The sequence below is a fragment of the Pseudorhodoplanes sp. genome (assembly GCF_035565795.1).
Classification (GTDB): domain Bacteria; phylum Pseudomonadota; class Alphaproteobacteria; order Rhizobiales; family Xanthobacteraceae; genus Pseudorhodoplanes.
In genome coordinates, this window is sequence record NZ_DATMRV010000148.1 from 1 (window position 1) to 6813 (window position 6813).

The following is a 6813-nucleotide window of genomic DNA, read 5'->3' on the forward strand; positions in this document are numbered from 1 at the left end:
AAGCGCGACGAGGTGTTCGTCGAAGAAGGTTAAGACCGGCTCTCTCGGTCTAATTGAGCGCTTGATTTTGGGCGGCGTTTCGGTGAAACGCCGCCCTTATCGTATATGAGAGTGGACAACACAGTCCCGCTCCGCAGAAAATCCGGGAAACATCCCTTCAAGGAGGAGTTTGGAAATGCGCATCCTTCAACGTCTTGCCGGGGCGGTCGCCGGCATCGCTGCCGTCGCGGCCCTCGCCGCGCCCGCACAGGCGCAGAGTTATCCGTCACGCCCGATCACCATGATCGTGCCGTTCGCCGCTGGCGGTCCGACCGACATCGTTGCCCGCATCGTTGCCGACCACATGTCGAAGACGCTCGGCCAGCAGATCGTCATCGAAAACGTGGTCGGAGCCGGCGGTACGACCGGTGCGACACGCGCGATGCGCGCTGCTCCCGACGGCTACAACATCATCATGGGTCATATGGGCACCCATGCCGCGGCCGTCGCGCTTTACCCGAAGCTCGCCTATCACCCGCTGAAGAACTTCGAGACCGTCGGTCTTGCGGCCGGCACGCCGGTTCTGATCGTCGCGAAGAAGGATTTCCCCGCGAAGGATCTGAAGGAATTCGCGGCCTACGTGAAGGCGAATGCCGACAAGGTGAACGCAGCGCATGCCGGCGTCGGTTCGGTGTCGTTCACGAGCTGCCTGTTGCTGAATTCGGTGCTCGGCGTGAAGCCGACCGCGATCCCCTTCCAGGGCACGGGTCCGGCGCTGAACGCGCTGCTCGGCGGACAGGTCGATTACATGTGCGACCAGATCGTCAATCTCGTGCCGCAGATCACTGCCGGCAACATCAAGGCTTACGGCATCGGTACGCCGGAACGTAACCCGGCACTGAAGGACGTTCCGACCACCAAGGAAGCGGGCCTGCCGCAGTTCGAAGTCTCGGCCTGGAACGCGATCTTCGCGCCGAAGGGCACGCCGAAGGAAGCGCTCGACAAGCTGTCCGACGCGCTGTCCAAGGCGCTCGACGACGAGGGCGTGCGCAAGCGCCTGCTCGATCTCGGAAGCGACATCCCCGGTCCGGATCGCCGCGGTCAGGCGGCCCTGACCAAGCTGGTGGACAGCGAAATCAATCGCTGGACGCCGGTCATCAAGGAATCCGGCATTACCCAATAACCGCTCTTCGCGGACAGCAATCAAAGGGCGGCCGGCCGGCCGCCCTTTTTTATGTGCAGAATCGCAATATCTGCCGCCATATTCTCACCGAGGCTGATATCCGCTCATTCCCGCGCCGGCTGGAATCCAGCAATATCCGGACCCGGCCTTTGCGGGCGCGAGCGGCAACGAGGTGCAAGGCCCCATGCGGCAATATCTCGATCTGATGGAGCACGTCCTCCGCCACGGTGTGGAGAAGCGCGACCGAACCGGAACCGGAACCGTGTCGGTGTTCGGCCATCAGATGCGTTTCGACCTGCGCGAGGGCTTCCCGCTGGTCACCACCAAGAAGCTGCACCTGAAGTCGATCGTGCACGAATTGCTGTGGTTTCTGCGCGGCGACACCAACGTCAAATATCTGCGCGATAACGGCGTCACCATCTGGGACGAGTGGGCGGACGAGAACGGCGACCTGGGCCCGGTTTATGGCCGGCAATGGCGCTCATGGCCCGCGCGCGACGGCGGCACCATCGACCAGATCGCGAACCTGATGCGCGATCTCGAACGCAATCCGGATTCGCGCCGCCTGATCGTGACCGCGTGGAACCCCGCCGACATCGACAGGATGGCGCTGCCGCCCTGCCATTGCCTGTTTCAGTTCTATGTCGCGGAGGGGCGGCTGTCCTGTCAGCTCTATCAGCGCTCGGCCGACATCTTCCTCGGCGTCCCGTTCAACATCGCGTCCTATGCGTTGTTCACGATGATGGTCGCGCAGGTGGTGGGGCTGAAACCGGGCGAGTTCATTCACACCTTCGGCGATGCGCATCTTTATCTGAATCACCGCGAGCAGGCCGAACTGCAATTGTCGCGCGCGCCGCGGGCGCTGCCGAAAATGATCGTCGATCCGTCGGTGCGGGACCTGTTCTCGTTCCGCTACGAGCATTTCACGCTCGAGGGCTACGATCCGCATCCGCACATCAAGGCGCAGGTGGCGGTGTGAGCGATCGCGCTGCGGACGCGTCGAACCCGGTCGCCATCGTCCTCGTCGTCGCGGTTGCCGAGAATGGCGTGATCGGGCGCGACAACGCGCTGCCATGGCGCATCAAGTCCGACCTGAAATTCTTCAAGAGCGTGACCATGGACAAGCCGGTGGTCATGGGGCGCAAGACCTACATCTCGATTGGCAAGCCGCTGCCCGGCCGGACCAATATCGTGGTGACGCGCCAGCCGGACTTTGCGGCTCCGGGTGTTATCGTCGCGCCCGGCATCGATCAGGCGCTTGCGACTGCCCGCGGCGATGCGCTGCGCCGCGGCGCGGATTCCATTGCCGTGATCGGCGGCACCGAAATTTTCGTGCAGGTGATGCCGCGGGCCGACCGGCTCATATTGACGCTGGTCCATGCAAATCCGCCGGGCGATACCTATTTCCCCGCGGTCGACCCCGCGGTCTGGCGCGAAGCCGAACGGCTGCCGCAGCCGAAGGGGCCCGACGATGAGTTTGGCTTTACCATTGTTAATTATGAGCGTGCCGGCGCGGCATGAGCGCGCGTTGTAAGGGACTGGACGGTCCCCTATAACCCCGCCGAAACATCGGGCGCCGGCCGCGCTCAAGGAGGATCGAGATGCCGTGGAGTAATCAGGGCGGTGGCGGTGGTGGCGGCCCCTGGGGATCTGGCTCGAAGGGCCCCTGGGGTTCAGGACCGCAGCCCGGCGGCGGAACGCAGCCGCCCGATCTCGAGGATCTGCTGCGCCGGAGCCAGGACAAGCTCAAGACCGTGCTTCCGGGCGGTGGCCTTGGCGGCAAGATCGGTATCGCGATCGCGCTGGTGGCGGCGCTGTTCCTGTGGGGCGTCTCGGGCTTCTTCGTGGTGCAGCCGGGCGAACTCGGTGTCGTCCAGCGCTTCGGCAAGTATGTGCGCGATGCGCCGGCGGGCTGGGGCTATACGTGGCCCTATCCGATCGGTGCCGTGTCGAAGGTCAATATCGAGCGCATCAATCGCATCGATGTCGGCATGCGCATCGTCGACGACGCGCGGCGCGGCTCGACCACCCGCGATGTGCCCGAAGAGAGCCTGATGCTGACCGGCGACGAGAACATCGTCGACGTCGATTTCGCCGTGCTCTGGAAGATCAAGCCGGATCGCGGCGCCGGGCAGTTCCTGTTCAACATCCAGTATCCGGAAGGCACGGTGAAAGCCGTGGCCGAAAGCGCGATGCGCGAAGTGATCGGCCGCTCGAACATCCAGCCGATCCTGACCGGCGCGCGGCAGAATATCGAAAACGCCGTGCACGACCTGATGCAGAAGACGCTCGACGAATACAATTCGGGCATCCTGATCACGCAGGTTCAGTTGCAGAAGGTCGATCCGCCCACGCAGGTGATCGACTCCTTCCGCGACGTTCAGGCGGCACGCGCCGACCTCGAGCGCGCGCAGAACGAGGCACAGACCTACGCCAATCGCGTGGTGCCGGAAGCACGCGGCCGTGCCGCGCAGATCATGCAGAACGCGGAAGCCTATCGCGAACAGACGGTGGCGGAGGCGACCGGTCAGACCGCGCGCTTCAACCAGATCTATGAGCAGTACGCCAAGGCGCCTCAGGTCACGCGCCAGCGCCTCTATCTGGAAACCATGGAGCGGCTGCTCAGCGGCACCGACAAGATCATTCTTGATCCAGGCGCCGGGGCGGGCGGTCAGGGCGTCGTTCCCTATCTGTCGCTCGACCAGAGCCGCCCGCGGCCGACGCAGCCGCAGGGGCAGCCTCTGCCCCAGCAACCGCAAGCACAGCAGCGCCGCTAAAGGAGCCAACCATGAAACTTGGTATCGCGGGCGGCGTACTGCTGGTCCTTGTGGCGATCGCCGCGTTCGTCGGCTACAGCGCGGTCTACACCGTGCCGGAGACGCGTCAGGCCATTGTGATCCGGCTGGGTAATCCGGTGCGGGTGGTCAACGAGGCCGGACTGCACTTCAAGGCGCCGTTCATCGACAGCGTCGTCTACATCGACAAGCGGATTCTCGATCTCGAGAATCCGGCGCAGGAAATCATCGCCTCCGACCAGAAGCGGCTCGTGGTCGACGCCTTCGCGCGCTACAAGATCGTCGATCCGCTGCGCTTCTATCAGGCGATTGGAACGGTGCCGGCCGCCAATTCGCAGCTCGCGACGCTGCTGAACGCGGCGCTCCGCCGCGTACTGGGCGAGTCCTCGTTCCAGAGCGTCGTTCGCGACGAGCGCGACAAGCTGATGGCTCGTATCCGCGACCAGCTCGATCGCGAAGCGGAGCGCTACGGCATCAACGTGGTCGACGTGCGCATCCGCAGAGCCGATCTGCCTGAGCAGAACAGCCAGGCGGTGTACCAGCGCATGCAGACCGAGCGTCAGCGCGAGGCCGCCGAGTTCCGTGCACAGGGCTCGCAGCGTGCGCAGGAAATCCGCTCGCGGGCGGACCGTGACGTGACCGTGCTGCTCGCGGAGGCCAACGCCAAGGGCGAGCAGATCCGCGGCGAGGGCGATGCGCAGCGCAATCGCATCTTTGCCGAAGCCTACAACAAGGACCCCGACTTCTTCGCCTTCTACCGGTCGATGCAGGCCTATGAATCGGGCCTCGGCCACGGCGATACGCGCATGGTGCTGAAGCCCGACTCGGAGTTCTTCCGGTACTTCGTCGATCCGTCCGGACGCATGCCGAACGTGCCGCCGCCGGCGCAGACGCCTGCGACGCCGAACTCACCAACCTCCGCTTTGAGGTGACGCATCGCACCACGTTCGATGGAAGCGGGGGATGTGGGATTTCATCGTCGCGTTCGGGCTGGTGCTCGCGCTTGAGGGGTTGCTGTTTGCCGCGTTTCCGAACGCGGCAAAGCAGGCCATGGCGAATGTCCTGGAAACGCCGGACGCGATCCTGCGCGCCATCGGGATCGCCAGTGCCGTGATCGGAATCCTCGTGATCTGGCTGGTTCGCGGCTGAGCGGTGTTTATCGAGACGAGCGGACGGCAGCTGTTGAAGACGCAGCCGCGGATTGGGTCGTCGTTTCGCCCCAATCACGTCCCCGTTTAGGTCCGGTATTGTTCTTGCTTCGCCCGCTTGTCGAGGGCAGTGTTAATGCATCTCTTGCAGGAGAACGAGCAGCCATGAGGGCTTCTTTCGCCAATATTCTCAACGCGTTTCGCCGCCCCGTGGCTGTCGGCCTTACGGTTGCGGCACTGACGGTTCCGGCGTTTCTCGCCCCGGTGCCGGCGTATGCTCGCGGACCTGAGAACATTGCCGACGTGGCTGAAACGGTCATCGACGCGGTGGTCAACATCTCGACCTCGCAGCGTGTCGAAGCTCAGGCCCGGCCCGGTACGCCGCGTCAGCAGGATCGGCAAGGTCCGCAGTCGCAGCCCCAGGTTCCGCCCGGTTCCCCATTCGAGGACTTTTTCAAGGACTTCTTCGAGAACCGTCGTGGACCGGGTGGACAGCAGGGCGAAAGCCGCCCTCAGCGCCGCGCCTCATCGCTCGGATCCGGATTTGTGATCGATCCGACGGGGCTTGTGGTCACCAACAATCACGTCATCGCGGAAGCGGAAGAGATCAACGTCGTATTCAACGACGGTTCGCGCCTGAAGGCGGAGGTCGTCGGTCGCGATCCGAAGACCGATATCGCGCTTCTCAAGATCAACCCCGAGAAGCCATTGAAGGCCGTGAAGTTCGGTGATTCCGACAAGTTGCGGCTCGGCGAATGGGTGATCGCGATCGGCAATCCGTTCAGCCTCGGCGGTTCGGTGAGCGCGGGCATCGTGTCGGCGCGTAATCGCGACATCCAGTCCGGGCCGTATGACAACTACATCCAGACCGACGCCGCCATCAATCGCGGCAACTCGGGCGGACCGCTGTTCAACCTCGAAGGCGAGGTGATCGGCGTCAACACCGCGATCATTTCGCCGTCCGGCGGTTCGATCGGTATCGGCTTTGCCGTTCCGTCGAAGGTCGTGACGGGCGTCATCGAGCAGCTTCGCGAGTTCAAGGAAGTGCGGCGCGGCTGGCTCGGCGTTCGCATTCAGCAGGTGACCGACGACATCGCCGAAAGCCTCGGCCTGAAGCAGGCGCGCGGCGCGTTGATCGCAGGCGTCGACGACAAGGGGCCGGCCAAGCCCGCCGGCATCGAAGCGGGCGACGTGATCGTCAAGTTCGACGGCCGTGACATCAAGGAAATGCGCGACCTTCCTCGCATCGTTGCCGACACGCCGGTCGGCAAGGACGTCGAAGTCATCGTTCTGCGCAAAGGCAAAGAGGAAAAGAAGACGGTGAAGCTCGGCCGCCTGGAGGATGCCGAGAAGGCACGTCCGGCCTCGGTGCAGAGCGATGCAAAGCCCGACGACAAGACGGTGGTGAAGAAGGCGCTTGGTCTCGACCTCGCGAACATCACCCCGGATCTGCGCAAGCGCTTCAAGATCAAGGACAGCGTGAAGGGCGTCGTCATTACGGGCATCGACCAGAACTCCGCTGCCGCAGAGAAGCGGCTGACCGCCGGTGACACCATCGTCGAAGTCGCTCAGGAGGCGATCGGCACCACCGACGACTTCCAGGCGAAGGTCGACAAGCTGAAGAAGGACGGCCGCAAGCTGGCGCTTCTGCTGGTGGCCAATCCGGAAGGCGAGTTGCGGTTCGTGACGCTGAGCCTGCAGTAAGGCC

7 protein-coding genes are annotated in these 6813 nt (G+C 63.9%); all 7 read left to right on the plus strand.

The features are described 5' to 3' along the window. Positions 1-175 precede the first annotated feature (175 nt). The 7 genes from VNZ93_RS13525 to VNZ93_RS13555 all read left to right on the plus strand — a co-directional run bounded on the left by VNZ93_RS13525 (position 176) and on the right by VNZ93_RS13555 (position 6809). Entirely contained in the window at positions 176-1162 is a 987-nt protein-coding gene (locus tag VNZ93_RS13525) for a tripartite tricarboxylate transporter substrate binding protein BugD (protein WP_325705728.1), read from the plus strand. A gap of 184 nt (positions 1163-1346) precedes the next feature. Next, positions 1347-2141 (plus strand): thymidylate synthase, encoded by a 795-nt coding sequence (locus VNZ93_RS13530; RefSeq protein ID WP_325705731.1) that lies wholly within the window; start codon positions 1347-1349, stop codon positions 2139-2141. Then, positions 2138-2683 (plus strand): dihydrofolate reductase, encoded by a 546-nt coding sequence (locus VNZ93_RS13535; RefSeq protein ID WP_325705733.1) that lies wholly within the window; start codon positions 2138-2140, stop codon positions 2681-2683. Before VNZ93_RS13530 ends, VNZ93_RS13535 begins: the two co-directional genes overlap by 4 nt. An 80-nt stretch (positions 2684-2763) precedes the next feature. Then, positions 2764-3939 carry an FtsH protease activity modulator HflK gene (hflK, locus tag VNZ93_RS13540; RefSeq protein WP_325705736.1) on the plus strand — a complete coding sequence of 392 codons (1176 nt, stop codon included), beginning with the start codon at positions 2764-2766 and terminating at the stop codon, positions 3937-3939. 11 nt (positions 3940-3950) lie between these two features. Continuing rightward, a complete protein-coding gene (gene hflC, locus VNZ93_RS13545) occupies positions 3951-4889 on the plus strand; it encodes a protease modulator HflC (protein WP_325705739.1) in 939 nt (312 codons plus the stop codon). A 31-nt stretch (positions 4890-4920) separates the two neighbouring features. Then, positions 4921-5106, plus strand: a complete 186-nt coding sequence (locus VNZ93_RS13550) for a DUF2065 domain-containing protein (RefSeq protein ID WP_325705742.1) — start codon at positions 4921-4923, stop codon at positions 5104-5106. Between the two features lie 164 nt (positions 5107-5270). Continuing rightward, the gene (locus VNZ93_RS13555) at positions 5271-6809 is read left to right on the plus strand and encodes a Do family serine endopeptidase (RefSeq protein WP_325705745.1); all 1539 of its coding nucleotides are present in this window, start codon (positions 5271-5273) and stop codon (positions 6807-6809) included. Positions 6810-6813: the final 4 nt, after the last annotated feature.

Bases quoted from the DNA above. Each gene is read 5' to 3' on its own strand.
- VNZ93_RS13525 (WP_325705728.1), top strand. From the start codon at position 176: ATGCGCATCCTTCAACGTCTTGCCGGGGCGGTCGCCGGCATCGCTGCC.
- VNZ93_RS13530 (WP_325705731.1), top strand. From the start codon at position 1,347: ATGCGGCAATATCTCGATCTGATGGAGCACGTCCTCCGCCACGGTGTG.
- hflK (WP_325705736.1), top strand. From the start codon at position 2,764: ATGCCGTGGAGTAATCAGGGCGGTGGCGGTGGTGGCGGCCCCTGGGGA.
- hflC (WP_325705739.1), top strand. From the start codon at position 3,951: ATGAAACTTGGTATCGCGGGCGGCGTACTGCTGGTCCTTGTGGCGATC.
- VNZ93_RS13550 (WP_325705742.1), top strand. From the start codon at position 4,921: ATGTGGGATTTCATCGTCGCGTTCGGGCTGGTGCTCGCGCTTGAGGGG.
- VNZ93_RS13555 (WP_325705745.1), top strand. From the start codon at position 5,271: ATGAGGGCTTCTTTCGCCAATATTCTCAACGCGTTTCGCCGCCCCGTG.